We start from the raw sequence: 12,903 nt of genomic DNA on the forward strand, positions 1-12,903 counted from the left end.
GGGTCTATGAAACGGAACGCGGCCGAGTGTCGCACGGTGACGCTAGGGTATGGCTAGTTTGCAAGGTCACGACGAAGGCGGTGAAGAATGCGCGAGGAAACGCTGATTCCAGGCGTTGAGCTCTTGGAGTCGATGCGTTCTGTCGGCTATTCATTCGAGGCGGCGACCGCCGACATAGTCGACAACAGCATTGCCGCGAATGCTACTCAGATCGACATCATCGCGGATGCCGTTGACGGTCATTACATCTGCATATGCGACAACGGAACCGGCATGTTTCCTGACGAAGCGCGCGACGCCCTCAAGCTGGCCGGAACGAGAAACGTCGAGCGGATGGCCCACGATCTCGGACGATTCGGCCTCGGGCTGAAGACGGCATCGCTCTCTCAGGGGCGGCGGCTGACGGTCGTCACCAAGCGTGACGGAATCTCAACAGGGTTGCAGTGGGACGTCGATTTTGTCCTGGAGACGGGCAACTGGGCGATTCGCGTTCTCGACCCCGACGACATCGTAGGTCTCCCCCACAGCGAACTCATCGACGAGGCCGAGCATGGCACGCTAGTCATCTGGGAATCGCTCGACTACTTCCTAGCCGGCGCGCACGACGTCGCGAGCTGGATGAGCAACCGGCTCAGCGAATTGCGGGCGCACCTTGGCCTCGTGTTTCAACGGTTCCTCGAGGGTCGCGGTGCTCTCCGCCTCACTGTCAACGGCATCGTCGTCGCGCCAATCGACCCCTTCCTCGAAGGCAATCCCCGAACACAAGTCGCGCCGATCGAGCGAGTCTCCATCGACGGACACGCCGTCGCCGTCGAAGCGTTCACCCTCCCTCACTCGAGTTACCTCAGCGCGAAGGAGCGGAAGCGGGAGGACTTGGGCACTCGCATGCGAGAGCACCAAGGCTTCTACGTGTATCGGAATCGTCGCCTGATCAGCGCGGGCGGTTGGTTCGGATTGTCGAAGCAGGACGAGCTGAGCAAGCAGACTCGCGTTCGGGTCGACGTGCCTCCGGAACTCGATCACCACTGGCAGCTCGACATCAAGAAGTCCCGGATCGAACCGCCGCAAGCTTTCCGCAGCAGGCTCCGGCAGATCATCGATCAAGTCAAGGCAAAGAGCACGCGTATGCATTCATTTCGCGGAAGACGTGCATCCACTAGCGAGTTCGCTTTCCTTTGGACGCTCGTTGAAGATCGCGGCGGGTTCCGCTACGAGGTCAATGCCGATCACCCTTCAGTACAGGCGATACGCAACAGTCTTCCCGTCGATCGCGTCGGTGGCCTCGAGAGTCTTCTCGCCGATCTCGCCGGCGGCATCCCCGCCTCTGACATCTACGCTCGCATGGCGGAGAACCAGCAGCGCCTGGTGCCGCAACTCGGTGACGACCAGGTCCGGCTACGTCTACGATCGCTCCGGAACAACGGGGCCGCGGCGACGGACCGCGACGCAATGTCGGCGGCCCTCGCCAAGATCGAACCGTTCAACGCTGTACCCAACTTACGAAGCCTCATCGAAGAGGTGTGGGAGGAATCAGATGACGCTCAGCCCTGATGCCGCGAGGCTCCGCGAGACCCTTGCGGTTCAGATCCGACATGACCCCGGTCATACGATCGAACTGAGCAGACTGCGGGAACTCGCCGAGGTATTCACTCCGCTGATGTCCCTCGAGTTGGCCGCCGGTGAGGTGGATGCGGTCATCGATGTCCTCATGGAACAGTATGACGTCGTAATGGCAGACGGATACGGGGTGGTCGACAAGAGCAACTTCACTCCGTGGCTCGCCGAGCGCAAGCGGGAGGCGAATCTGGCACGCTCGCACGCGTACAACGAACTCCTCCTGCAACGAGGCTGGTCCGGGAACGTGATTGACGCTCTCGACCGGCAGACCGACCGCATCTTGGACCTCACCGGCGATCCGACCAAGCCTGGAGAGTGGCAACGGCGAGGGATCGCAATCGGCGAGGTCCAGTCAGGAAAGACCGCGACGTACATCAGTCTGTTGGCGAAGGCGATCGACTACGGCTACAAGGTTCTCGTGGTCATCGGCGGGCACACGGAGGACTTGCGTCGGCAGACTCAGCGCAGGCTGGACTCCGATCTCACGGGAATCGATTCGTCGTACCTGGCTGACAACATCTCAAGCAATGATGTCGCACACGTCGGGATCGGCAAGATCGACAAGAAGCTGCCCCTGTCGATCAACGTCCTGACGACCACTCAGTCGGACTTCAGCGCACGGAGCAAGCGTGCAGGTCAGGTTGCACTCGGTGCCGGGACTCCGACGCTCTTCGTAGTCAAGAAGAACAAGTCGGTGCTGAACAATCTCGCGCAGTACCTCAGCGTGACCATACCCAAGGGTGGAAACCAGCCGCCGTTGCTCCTGATCGATGATGAAGCCGATTGGGCGTCGATCAATACGAACGACGAGTCCAACGTCACTGCTGTAAACGCGGCAATCAGGAAGCTGCTCGCCCAATCTGCCCGAAACAGTTACGTAGGAATCACCGCGACCCCGTTCGCAAATATCTTCATCAACGATGAGATCGAGGAGGACCTATTCCCTCGAGACTTCATCCAGGTGCTCGAGAGCCCTTCGAACTATCAGGGCGTCAGTTCCTATTTCGGAAGCGAAGAGAGCCCCGCACTCGTCGAGGACGTCGACGACACCCTCGCTGTCCTGCCCTACTCCCATAAAGTTGGGGCGCGCATCTCCGAGTTGCCGTACTCGATCCGGAGGGCGATCGCCGCCTTCTACATCGGGACGGCGATACGGCGTGTGCGTGACGCCGAAGAGAAGCCTGCCTCGATGCTCGTCAATGTGAGCAGGTTCAAGGTTGTGCAGGCACAGGTTTTCAACCTCGCGCAGTCGTGGGTTCAGGAGTTGTCGGCCACCATCCTCAGCGAGTTCGGTACGGCCGAATCCAGCCGGATCAGCCCGCGAGCGCAGATACTGCACGATGCGTACGCAGACTTCTATCCGAACGCGGACGTCACGTGGATGAGTGTTCGGACTGAGTTGATCGGGGTAGCCGACGAACTCCGCGTCCAGCTAATAAACGGCGACACCAAGGCGGAGCGCGATCGGTGGCTGAGCCAGACTCCGCGCCGCGTGAAGGAAGCGGATGCGCTCATTCCGACCGTCTACGTCGGCGGAGACGTACTCGCGAGAGGGCTGACCTTGGACGGTTTGCAGGTCAGTTACTACGCCCGTAGGGCGGCCGCAGCGGACACTCTGCTACAGATGGGCCGCTGGTTCGGATACCGGCCCGGCTATGACGATCTCGTGCGCCTGTGGATCGATCCAGCCACCGCTGAGCTGTTCCGATGGACTGCGGACCTTTCACAAGAACTCCGCGACTCGCTTGCTGAGATGGAGGCCAAGGAACTGACGCCGGAGCAGTTCGGGTTGAAGATGCGCCGACACCCGGAAGGGTTCCTGATCGCGAGCGCTCGCAAGATGCAGCATGCCAAGCCATTCGAGGGCTCGATCTCACTCAACAGCAAGAAGTGGGAGTCGCACAATCTCCCCAGCGCTCAGGCCGATCTCGCCGACAACCTCGACGCATTGATCCGTCTCCATGCGAGCCTCGAAGAGAGCACCCTCACCACAGGCACCGAACCGCTCATTTGGCGTGACGTCGATAGCGAAATCGTGGTCGACTTCCTCACCCGCTTCAAAGCCCACCCGTCCGACCCGACTTTCGGTGCGGCGCCGGGGCGACTGAGCCCTCTGGTCGACGGCTTCTCGGGTATCAAGGGCCATGAACGCTGGGATGTCGCGTTTATGCAGGGGGCGGGAAAGGCCATCGAGGTCGAGGGGCTTCCTCCGATCAAGGCCAGCGTCCGGAACAATCTCTTCACCGAGCGCGACGAACTTCATTTCACGAACAGGCGAGTTGCCGCGGGAGGCGACTTGTTCAAGACGCTCCCAATCGCGGTCCAATCGCGCTTGCGTGATCAGTTGAGCACTGGTCACGCAGCGGAGCATGTAGTCCGCGGCGCGATGGATCGTCCGCTACTGATGGTCTACACCGTCACTGGTGAGCCCGACGAGACCAAGGCACCGCTGCCCGGGAAGAAGCCGTACGCCGCAGACGGCACCGCTCCCGTTGTCGCCGTCATCGTCGTGCCACCGAAGCTCTCTGTCGAAGAGGAGATGGAAGAGATCGCCAATGACCGCGGTATCAAATGGGTCATCAACGGCGTATATGCGCGGCATGAGCTGGGGTGGCAGGAAGAGGACGATCTGGGGGACGACGAGGAATGACTATCGCGGAGAAGTTCGCTCTTGCTCTGGCCGGGATCAACTTCAAGGCAGTCCCACTGCACCACGACGTCCTGAGTGCATACGCCGTGAATGCGAATGGCAAGCCGGCCCTCCTAGTGAAAGTTCCTCTGGGTTTCGATCGCAACGTCGATGGAACCCGAGGCATCGATGTCCACGTCGATCCACCCAATGGTCCAGATCGATTCATCACGTTCCGGTCGGAATCTGTCGGCATGACGACAATGTTCGAGGCTGTGGTCGACTCATTGCTGAGTTCGAGCAGGTCGGCAACGGACTCCCGCGAGGCGATCGAACTGCTTCTCTCGAACTTCGAGCAACTTCAGACGATGTTCGCTTCGCGAGGTGGAGTCCTCACTGAGGGCTCAATCCGCGGTCTGTTTGCGGAACTGCTCCTGCTTCTCGAGCTGCGAGAAGTCGGCGTCAGCGCGGATGCTGCGATGAATGCATGGCAAGGCCCGTATCGGAGCGCGAAGGACTTCATCTTGCCAGGTGAGCAGTGCGTGGAAGTGAAGTCGCTGCGGCGCACGAATCACCACGTCCTGATCGCTAATACGGACCAACTGGATCCTCGCGATGAGGATCTCCGCCTCGCCGTCGTTCGCCTCGAGAGATGTGCGCAAGGAGACGGGCGAGGAATTCTCGATCTGGTGCATGAGGTGGGTGAGTGGGTGGCTGCAACGCCCGCGGCGCAGACTTCGTTCAACCAAGCACTGTTGGCGCTCGGATTCGACGTCGGGGATCCTCGCTACGAGCAATGGCGGTTCCAGGCCCGTGAGTGGGCATGGTTCAGCGTCTCGGAGGATTTCCCTCGAGTTAGGCGCGAGAATGTACCCGCCGCAGTTTCGAACGTGAGCTACAAACTCGATATCGATCAGATCGAGAGCTTTGTGTCGAAACCATTCTGGACAGCGAAAGACTGAGGAGCAAAGGTGCCGGACTTCGTCGAAGAGTTCGCGAACGCAATCACCATCCGAGCCGAAGGGAACGCAGCCTTCAGATTGGAAGCGTTCGGCGAAGAAGTGAAAGAGCGCCTTGAGTCCGCGGAGGTCGTGCAGGACCTGACGATCGTGCCGCTTCAATGCGTCGGCCGGAACAGGACGTCCCTCCGACTTCTGGGGTATGCGGAGGACACGGCTGACAGCTCTCTGGTCGTCTTGTGCTCGGCGTTCTACGATGACGCGGGAACCACCTTGACGTCAGCCGATGCGCGTTCGTCCTTCAAGGCCGGAACGGGGTTCATCGAGCAGTCGGTCGACGGGTATCTGATCGACAACCTCGAGATCAGTTCCGCGGAGGCCGAGCACGCACGATTCTTCCGCGACATCCTCGGGCGCGACCCGCGCAACTCGCTCGAGAAGATCGTGAAGCTCAAGTTCATCCTCGTAACCGACGGCGTGATGAGTGGCAGGTTGCGATCATTCGACGGCGATCGGGTCGCCAACTTGCCAGCGTCTTTTGCGATTTGGGACCTCGGTCGCTTCGAGGATCTCGCCCTGTCAGTATCCGGACAGGACGACTACGACGTTGACATAACGCGTTGGATGCCCGACGGCCTCCCCTGCCTCCCGGCGGCCTCCACGGACGCGTCGATGAAATCGTATCTGGCAGTCATCCCCGGCCGGCTTCTTGCCGAGGTGTTCGATGAGCACGGTAGTCAGCTGCTCGAGTCGAACGTCCGAACCTTCCTCAGCGCACGAGGCAAGGTGAATCGCGGGATACAACGCACTCTCACCAACGAGCCTGAGAAGTTCTTGGCGTACAACAACGGTCTCACCACGACCGCCACCGGCGTCGGCATCAATCACACGTCTGCGGGGCCGAAGATCGTATCTCTCCGCAATTGGCAGATCGTGAACGGCGGACAAACGACGGCTTCCCTAGCGCATTTCATCCGCTCGTCCCGCAACGCGGAAATCGACAGCGTGTACGTTCCCATGAAACTCGTGACGGTCGAGGCGGAGAACTCCGCTGACGTCGTCTCAGCGATCTCCCGCTACGCAAACAGCCAGAACTCAGTTAATGAGGCCGATCTGTTCTCGAACAGCCCGTTTCACGTGCGTCTCGAGCAGATCAGCAGGCGTCTTCTCGCGCCCGCACGCGAGGGCGAGAATCACCAGTCGAAATGGTTCTATGAGCGAGCTCGTGGCCAATGGGAGAACCAGCGCAACGCTGGCCCCGCTTCGCACGTTCAACGATTCGACCGCGAGTATCCGAAGAAGCAGCGGATCACGAAAACAGACTGGGCTAAGTACGCATTCAGCTGGAGCAAGCGACCCCACGAGGTGAGCCGTGGCGCGCAGAGCAACTTCATGGCCTTCGCCAAGCTCGCATCAGAGATGTGGGAGAAGGATGAGACTCAGTTCGGCGACGCGTACTTCCGCATCGGCATCGCCAAGGCGATCATGTACTCCGATACGCGGGCCGCGATCATGGCATCCGATTGGTACGAGAGCGGCTACCTTGCAAACATCGTCACATATGCGGTGTCCCGATTCGCACTGGAGCTCGAGGCGCGATTTCCTGGCAGAAAGTACGACTTCGAACAGGTCTGGAAGCGACAGACGTTATCGAGCCCGAGTCGAGATTCTCTTGTCAGCGCGGCTCGGGCGATGCACATGCTGTTGACCGACCCGTCACGGCCGCAAGCAAACGTTACGCAGTGGGCAAAACAGGAAGAGGCCTGGAAACGCGCGCAACGAGTTCCCATCACTCTCGCGTCCGGGATCGACGATGATCTGATCGATGCGTACGAGATTCGATCGCAACAGGTTGCTGCGAAACGGGAGCGTCAGATAGACACCGGACTAGAAACCGTTACCCGCGTCATGAAGGTTCAACGGACTGTGTGGGCGGATATCCTTCAAAACTCAAGCGGATCCGGAATCCTCAGTCCAACAGATCTCGGGATTATTCAAACCGTTGTTAGGGGAGATGTTCCATCGGATCGCCAGGCAGCACGCGCATGGCGTGTCCTCGAGCGCTGCGTGGACGAGGGGTTGATCACCATGGCCGATCTGTCCTGACGGTTCGCGATCCGTACGAGAGACTCACACCGCAACGCCTTCTCCTGAGCGCAGCATCTCCTCCAGATCTATGTTTGCGCGGATGGCCGGGTAGTCCATCCCCGCAAACGACCTGAAGAGTGCCGTGAAGATCGCTTCGGCGCCCTTCACCGGAACAGCCATCCCGACTTGCTTCCGAACGCTGTCCTTGCGTCCGTGGAACACGAAATCGTCGGGGAATGACTGCAGCCGCGCCCGTTCACGATTCGTAAGAGCCCGATTCTGTGTCCAGTGGTACATGTGGGATCCCCCGCCACCCGCACCTGTGACGGTGTACGCAGGTTTGCCCGGCTCGAGCCGCTTGTACGTCGTACTGATGGTCGTACGCGTCTTGATCTTGAGGTGATCGGGCATGATCTCGAGTGCACGCGGCGAAAAAGCGTGCTCACCAGGGAGGATATAGCTCAATCGCTCCACCACGTTGTCCGACTGCCGGGTGTACTCATGGTTCGGAGCATCTAGCGGAATTCGGGGCTCGGTGAGCGCCTTCCCTGCGGAGACATTATGTCCGGAATAGATCTCCGGAGACGGAACGCGGAACACGGTGTCGAGATCGTCGCGAATCCCGACGATCACGATTCGCTGTCGGCGCTGAGGAACAGCGTACTCATCAAAGGAATAGAGGTGAGGCACGAGGCGATAGCGCAAGCCGGGCGCCGGCTCCTGCAAGTGCGCGAGGATCTGTTTGAACGCTTCCCCTTCATTGGCGCCACGCAACCCGGAGACGTTCTCCGCTACGAACCACTTCGGGGCCTTAGTGGCGAGGACCTTCACCCCATAGGTGTACAACGGGCCATACTCGCCATGGAGGCCCTTCCACTCGCCTACCAGACTGTAGTCATTGCACGGGAAACCGAACGCGAATCCGTCGATGGGGCCAAGCGCATCGATGTTGAGATCATGAACGTTCTGATGAACCGTACCGCCACCGGTCTCGGGCAATTCGTCAGCAGATTCGACGACCACAGCATGATCGCCGTACGCGGGAACAAGAATGTTGTTCCGATATGTCATGCAGGTATCGCGGTCGTAGTCATTCGCCCATGCGTGCTTGAGCTCGACGCCTTCGACGATCGTCGCCGCCTGGCGAGCACCTAGTGCCATGCCGCCGGGCCCGCTGAACAGCTCGCCCATCCGGAAATGAAGATCAGACAAAGCTCGCTCCTCGATCATCGAACTCTCCTAAGCAGCCTATCGTGATTCCGCGGATGCAGCAGCTCCACCGCGCCGCGATGACTCTTCGTAGATTAGTTCGAGCGTTGGACATTGCGACTCAGATCTATTCCGAATCGCGCCGTATGCTCATGAGATGTCCTGGGCGAGCACCGAAGGCTCTCGTCGGTCGATGAGATCCAACCGACGTCGTGACACGAAGCCTGAATTGGCGATCCGCTCACTCCTTCACGCAGCTGGGCTCCGCTACCGGGTGGACTTCGCACCGATGGGCGGAAGGCGCCGCGCGGATATCGTGTTCACGCGGTGGCGAGTCGCAGTGTTCGTCGACGGATGCTTCTGGCACGGGTGCCCCCTTCACGCGACCCACCCCAAGCGCAATAGCGACTACTGGTTGCCCAAGCTCCAACGAAACATCGACCGCGATCGGGAAACCGACGAACAGCTGAGATCCTCTGGGTGGATCGTCGTCCGGTGCTGGGAGCACGAGGCTCCGGTCGAAGTCGCGAAGCGAATCGAGCACCTCATCCGCCGGTTACGTACGTAGGTTGCCAGCACGGACGGCGAGATCCTCGTTGCGACGAGACTTCAGTTCCTCATTGCCCCCTCGCTAGGTTGAAGTCATGGCCCGCATACGAGAGTTCATCCAAGGCGACCGTGAAGTCAAGCCACCGCAGTCCGAGGTCGATGCGTACGTGCAAGAGGTCCGCGATGCAGAGGGGAACCTCTTCGTCTACCTCTATAACTACAGACAAGGCGGACCTCGCCCGGGTGACAGCCCGACGCAAAGCATCCATTTCGACGCGAGGGCGGTACGCGAGTTCAAGAAGCTCCTCGAAGACGCGTTCGGCCCGCTGTAGCGGTCCCATGCCAACCCCCGCAACTCTGCAAGCCCTCCGCGCCTTCGTCGAGGCCCGCGACTGGGACCAGTTCCACACCCCCGAGAACCTGGCGAAGAGCATTTCGATCGAGGCTGCGGAACTCCTCGAGCTCTACCAGTGGGGCGGCACGCCTGACCAGCAGCGCGTCGAGGAGGAGCTCGCCGATGTCGTCACGTACTGCATCCACCTCGCGAACAAGCTCGGCGTCGATCTCGACGACATCGTCATGCGCAAGCTTGAATCCACGGAGCAGAAGTACCCGGTCGAGCTCGCCAAGGGCCGCATGACGAAGTACACCGAGTTGCAGCCGCACAGTGAGGAAGAAGAGTGACTGGCTTCAGCATCCAGCACGTCGCCTTCGACAAGAACGCGGTCGACACCTGGGCGGCCGAGCACCCGCGCCACACGAACTGGCCCGTCGTCTACGTCATCGACCGCGCGGGCAACCGGCGCAAGCTGTATGTCGGCGAGACCACGAGCACGCAGAAGCGCATGCGCCAGCACCTCGCCGGCTCCAAGAAGAACGAGGGTCTCGACTCGATCCGCGTGGTGATCGACGAGCGCTTCAACAAGTCGGTGTGTCTCGACCTCGAGTCGCACCTCATCCGCTGGTTCCACGGCGACGGGCAGTACGAGCTCCTCAACGGCAACGACGGGCTCACCGACGCCCAGTACTACGACCGCGATCTGTACCGCGAGTCGTTCCGCGATGTGTTCGAGGCGCTGCGCGCCGAGGGACTGTTCTCGCGCAGCATCCCGCAGATCGAGAACTCCGACCTGTTCAAGCTGTCGCCGTTCAAGGCGCTCAACGACGACCAGGCCATCGCGATCACCGACATCGTCGACGGACTGCTCGAAGACCTGCAGCATCCCGACGCCCGCTCGACCCTCGTCGTGCAGGGCGAACCGGGAACCGGCAAGACGATCATCGCGATCTTCCTCATGAAGCTGCTCGCTGACATCCGCGACTTCCAGGATCACGACGATGTGCAGCCCGACTCGATGTTCGCGGAGTTCTTCGTCCCCGAGAACCGTGCACTCCTCGCCGATCTGCGCATGGCGCTGGTGATCCCGCAGCAGTCGCTCCGAGAGTCGGTCAAGAAGGTGTTCAAGAAGACTCCCCGTCTCGACCCGTCGATGGTGCTGACGCCATTCCAGGTCGGCGAATCGGATGCTGCGTTCGACCTCATCCTCGTCGACGAGACCCATCGGCTCGGCCAGCGCGCGAACCAGGCGTCGGGCGTGCAGAACAAGAAGTTCCGCGAGATCAATGAGTCGCTGTTCGGCGAGGATGCTGCGCACTACACCCAGCTCGACTGGATCAAGGCGCGCAGCAAGCATCAGATGCTGCTCATCGACGGCGACCAGAGCGTGCGCCCGCACGACCTGTCGCCCGCGGTGCTCTCGCGCGAGGTTTTGGAGGCGCGCGACCTGCACCGCCACTACCGGCTCACGACCCAGATGCGCGTGCAGGCGGGTGCGGACTACGTCGAGTACGTCCGATCGCTGCTGCGCGATGAGCATCCTGCGTTGCCCTCACTGGGGAGCTACGACTTGCGCTTCTTCAATGATCTCGGTGAGATGCAGGCGGCGATCCGCGAACGGGATGCCGAGGTCGGTCTGTCGCGTCTCGTCGCGGGCTACGCGTGGGACTGGAAGTCGCGGCGTGACCCGTCGGCGTTCGACATCGAGCTCGACGGGGTACAACTGCGCTGGAACAGCACCGACAAGGACTGGATCAACTCCGCCCGCTCACTGGACGAAGTCGGCTCGATCCACACCGTGCAGGGATACGACCTCAACTACGCCGGGGTGATCATCGGGCCGGACCTGCGCGTGTCGACGACAACCGGGCGGATCGTCGCCAATTGGGACGCGTACCGCGACAAGAAGGGCAAGGAACGGACGGGCCACCTCGCCGAGACGTTCGACGACGAAGACCTGCTCATCTTCATCCGGAACATCTACGGGGTGCTGCTCACTCGCGGGATGCTCGGGACGTATGTGTATGTGTGCGATCCGGGGTTGCGGGAGCGGCTGCGTGCTCGACTCTCGGCCGCGATCTGACTGATCGAACTCTCCACAATCGCGGGCACGCCACGGCTTCTCCACACCCACGCTTCCGACGCTCCGCCGGAGCGCTCGGTGCTGCACACTGATCACGCAGGAATACAGATCTACTACTTCTACTAGTTCCGGCGTATCCTGGAGAGGTGGCAACCGTGACGAAGACCGAACTCAACCAGCAGACCGCGCGTGTACTGGCGAGAGTCGCCGCGGGTGAGCGCCTGACCGTCACGGATCGCGGGCGCCCGATCGCCGAGCTGACGCCGCCGGCCGCCGACGTCTGGTCGCAGCTCGTCGCGAGCGGGCAGGTCCAGTTGCCGGCGACGACCGGCGCATTGTCGCGCCCGAGTGTGAAGGCGACGAAGACGACCCGCGAGATCCTCGACGACCTCCGAGCCGATCGACTGTGATCTACCTCGACACGTCGGCCGCAGCGAAAGCGATCATCGAAGAGCCCGAGAGCGAAGCCATCCGGAAGCTCTTCGCCGATGGCACCCTGTTCGTGTCATCGAAGCTTCTGGCCGTCGAACTCCATTCCGTCGCGGACCGGCGCGTGATCGACCCGGCCGATGCCGACGACCTGCTCGATCGGGTCGCCCTCGTCACGCTCGACGCTGAGATCATGGACCGGGCGATCACGATGCACAGCGGTCTGCGGACGCTCGATGCGCTGCATCTGGCCACCGCTGTCCACGTGGGCACCGCGATCACCGGCATCCTGACCTTCGACAATGAGCTCGCGGCCGCGGCCGAGCGCCACGGGATCCCGTCGGTCTCTCTGCCTGCCTGAACGGCTAGATCATTACCAGCGGAGCGCGGCTTACTCCTGGGCCAGACGCACGGTCATCGTGGTGCCCAGCGCGGTCACCTCGTACGACAGTTCCCCGTCCTTGTACGTGAAGGTCTTCGTCTCGTCGCTCGAAGCCAGCAGCGCGCCGTCGGTCTTCGAGGTGTCGTTCACCGAGTCCCAGGTGAAGTCGGTAGATCCGTCCTCGGGAACCTCGACGGTCCCCGCCCAGTAGAGCGACTTCTGATCGGGAGCCACCCACTGGACCTCGATCGTGTCGCCCGTGATCGTCGCTTCCTGGAAGCTGTCGGGAGAGTTGGAGTTCGTCTGCTTCCACGTTCCGGTGAGGTCCACGGGCTCAGGCGCCGCGGCCTCCTCAGTCTGCGGTGCGTTCGCTGTGGAGTCGTTCGGCGGGCCTGCCGGTGTGCTCCCTCCACCGCATCCGACAAGGCCGGTTCCGACGAGAGAGAGGAAGACGAGAGCGGTCGCGAGCTTCAGGGGTGACTTCGTCATGGGGTCCTTCGAGTTCATCAGCACCGGCCATCATCGCGGTGCTCAATCGTGAAACCTAGCAGAGCATTCGGCGGCGCGATCGCGCCGCCGGGACGATCGCATCCGGATCTGCTTCGTCCAGCGATACTAAGA

12 protein-coding genes are annotated in these 12,903 nt (G+C 61.3%); 10 read left to right on the forward strand and 2 right to left on the reverse strand.

The features are described from left to right. The first annotated feature begins 87 nt into the window (after positions 1–87). The 4 genes from HWX58_RS09340 to HWX58_RS09355 are packed head-to-tail and all read left to right on the forward strand — an operon-like array spanning position 88 to position 7,311. Positions 88–1,551, forward strand: coding sequence for an ATP-binding protein (locus tag HWX58_RS09340; protein ID WP_175987244.1), 1,464 nt, complete (start codon positions 88–90; stop codon positions 1,549–1,551). Further along, a complete protein-coding gene (locus HWX58_RS09345) occupies positions 1,535–4,267 on the forward strand; it encodes a Z1 domain-containing protein (RefSeq protein ID WP_175987246.1) in 2,733 nt (910 codons plus the stop codon). The genes HWX58_RS09340 and HWX58_RS09345 overlap by 17 nt, the downstream gene beginning before the upstream one ends. Further along, entirely contained in the window at positions 4,264–5,208 is a 945-nt protein-coding gene (locus HWX58_RS09350) for a PD-(D/E)XK motif protein (protein WP_175987248.1), read from the forward strand. Before HWX58_RS09345 ends, HWX58_RS09350 begins: the two co-directional genes overlap by 4 nt. Before the next feature lie 9 nt (positions 5,209–5,217). Beyond that, positions 5,218–7,311 (forward strand): AIPR family protein, encoded by a 2,094-nt coding sequence (locus HWX58_RS09355; RefSeq protein WP_175987250.1) that lies wholly within the window; start codon positions 5,218–5,220, stop codon positions 7,309–7,311. 24 nt (positions 7,312–7,335) lie between these two features. On the opposite strand, the gene HWX58_RS09360 is transcribed toward HWX58_RS09355, so the two are convergent. Further along, positions 7,336–8,523 (reverse strand): DNA cytosine methyltransferase, encoded by a 1,188-nt coding sequence (locus HWX58_RS09360; RefSeq protein ID WP_175987252.1) that lies wholly within the window; start codon positions 8,521–8,523, stop codon positions 7,336–7,338. 136 nt (positions 8,524–8,659) lie between these two features. Here HWX58_RS09360 and HWX58_RS09365 point away from each other — a divergent pair, with 136 nt between their 5' ends. The 6 genes from HWX58_RS09365 to HWX58_RS09390 all read left to right on the forward strand — a co-directional run bounded on the left by HWX58_RS09365 (position 8,660) and on the right by HWX58_RS09390 (position 12,261). Continuing rightward, positions 8,660–9,070 carry a very short patch repair endonuclease gene (locus HWX58_RS09365; protein WP_175987254.1) on the forward strand — a complete coding sequence of 137 codons (411 nt, stop codon included), beginning with the start codon at positions 8,660–8,662 and terminating at the stop codon, positions 9,068–9,070. Between the two features lie 76 nt (positions 9,071–9,146). Then, on the forward strand, positions 9,147–9,383 hold the full coding sequence (locus HWX58_RS09370) for a hypothetical protein (protein WP_175987256.1): 237 nt from the start codon (positions 9,147–9,149) through the stop codon (positions 9,381–9,383). Between the two features lie 7 nt (positions 9,384–9,390). Then, entirely contained in the window at positions 9,391–9,735 is a 345-nt protein-coding gene (locus HWX58_RS09375) for a nucleotide pyrophosphohydrolase (protein WP_175987258.1), read from the forward strand. Beyond that, positions 9,732–11,471: a DUF2075 domain-containing protein gene (locus HWX58_RS09380; protein WP_175987260.1), complete on the forward strand. Its 1,740-nt coding sequence runs from the start codon at positions 9,732–9,734 to the stop codon at positions 11,469–11,471. Before HWX58_RS09375 ends, HWX58_RS09380 begins: the two co-directional genes overlap by 4 nt. A 146-nt stretch (positions 11,472–11,617) precedes the next feature. After that, complete coding sequence (locus HWX58_RS09385) at positions 11,618–11,881, forward strand: type II toxin-antitoxin system Phd/YefM family antitoxin (RefSeq protein WP_175987262.1); 264 nt, start codon at positions 11,618–11,620, stop codon at positions 11,879–11,881. Next, complete coding sequence (locus HWX58_RS09390; RefSeq protein ID WP_175987264.1) at positions 11,878–12,261, forward strand: type II toxin-antitoxin system VapC family toxin; 384 nt, start codon at positions 11,878–11,880, stop codon at positions 12,259–12,261. The genes HWX58_RS09385 and HWX58_RS09390 overlap by 4 nt, the downstream gene beginning before the upstream one ends. 30 nt (positions 12,262–12,291) lie before the next feature. On the opposite strand, the gene HWX58_RS09395 is transcribed toward HWX58_RS09390, so the two are convergent. Further along, on the reverse strand, positions 12,292–12,771 hold the full coding sequence (locus HWX58_RS09395) for a hypothetical protein (RefSeq protein ID WP_175987266.1): 480 nt from the start codon (positions 12,769–12,771) through the stop codon (positions 12,292–12,294). Positions 12,772–12,903 lie beyond the last annotated feature (132 nt).

Origin of the sequence: Microbacterium tenebrionis, from assembly GCF_903645325.1 — a bacterium.
Classification (GTDB): domain Bacteria; phylum Actinomycetota; class Actinomycetes; order Actinomycetales; family Microbacteriaceae; genus Microbacterium; species Microbacterium tenebrionis.

What these genes read in the sequence shown, in the direction of transcription:
- HWX58_RS09340 (WP_175987244.1), top strand. Translation starts at nt 88, where the DNA reads ATGCGCGAGGAAACGCTGATTCCAGGCGTTGAGCTCTTGGAGTCGATG.
- HWX58_RS09345 (WP_175987246.1), top strand. Translation starts at nt 1,535, where the DNA reads ATGACGCTCAGCCCTGATGCCGCGAGGCTCCGCGAGACCCTTGCGGTT.
- HWX58_RS09350 (WP_175987248.1), top strand. Translation starts at nt 4,264, where the DNA reads ATGACTATCGCGGAGAAGTTCGCTCTTGCTCTGGCCGGGATCAACTTC.
- HWX58_RS09360 (WP_175987252.1), bottom strand. Translation starts at nt 8,523, where the DNA reads ATGATCGAGGAGCGAGCTTTGTCTGATCTTCATTTCCGGATGGGCGAG.
- HWX58_RS09365 (WP_175987254.1), top strand. Translation starts at nt 8,660, where the DNA reads ATGTCCTGGGCGAGCACCGAAGGCTCTCGTCGGTCGATGAGATCCAAC.
- HWX58_RS09370 (WP_175987256.1), top strand. Translation starts at nt 9,147, where the DNA reads ATGGCCCGCATACGAGAGTTCATCCAAGGCGACCGTGAAGTCAAGCCA.
- HWX58_RS09375 (WP_175987258.1), top strand. Translation starts at nt 9,391, where the DNA reads ATGCCAACCCCCGCAACTCTGCAAGCCCTCCGCGCCTTCGTCGAGGCC.
- HWX58_RS09395 (WP_175987266.1), bottom strand. Translation starts at nt 12,771, where the DNA reads ATGACGAAGTCACCCCTGAAGCTCGCGACCGCTCTCGTCTTCCTCTCT.